Origin of the sequence: Nocardia cyriacigeorgica (assembly GCF_010858045.1) — a bacterium.
GTDB classification, from domain to species: domain Bacteria; phylum Actinomycetota; class Actinomycetes; order Mycobacteriales; family Mycobacteriaceae; genus Nocardia; species Nocardia cyriacigeorgica_E.
In genome coordinates this window covers 1-422 of record NZ_JAAGVC010000126.1, presented here as the reverse complement: position 1 = coordinate 422, position 422 = coordinate 1, and the positions used below count along the sequence as shown (strand labels likewise).

General features: G+C 69.0%; 1 protein-coding gene. It reads left to right on the top strand.

Annotated features, from left to right (window positions below; genetic code table 11):
- Position 1: 1 nt before the first annotated feature.
- A partial coding sequence (locus GV790_RS29025) for a nicotinate-nucleotide diphosphorylase (protein ID WP_375139442.1) occupies positions 2–422 on the top strand: 421 nt, incomplete at its 3' end.

Here is a 422-nt window from a genome sequence, read left to right as displayed (position 1 = left end):
GATTCGGACCGCCTTGGATGAGGACCTGCGGTACGGCCCGGACGTGACCACGATGGCGACCGTGCCCGAGGACGCGGTGGTGAAGGCGTCAGTGGTGTCGCGACAGCACGGGACGGTGGTCGGGATCGACGTCGGGCTGCTGGTGCTGGACGAGGTCATCGGTGCGGGCAATTACGAGGTCTCCGAGCGGATCGCCGACGGAACGCGCGTCACGCCGGGGCAGTCGGTGCTGAGCGTGGTCGCACCCACGCGGGGGCTGCTCACCGCCGAACGCACCATGCTGAACCTGCTGTGCCACCTGTCCGGTATCGCCACCGCGACCGCCGCGTGGGTTGATGCGGTGGCGGGCACCGAATGCCGCATCCGTGACAGCCGCAAGACCTTGCCCGGCTTGCGTGGTCTCCAGAAGTACGCGGTCCGTG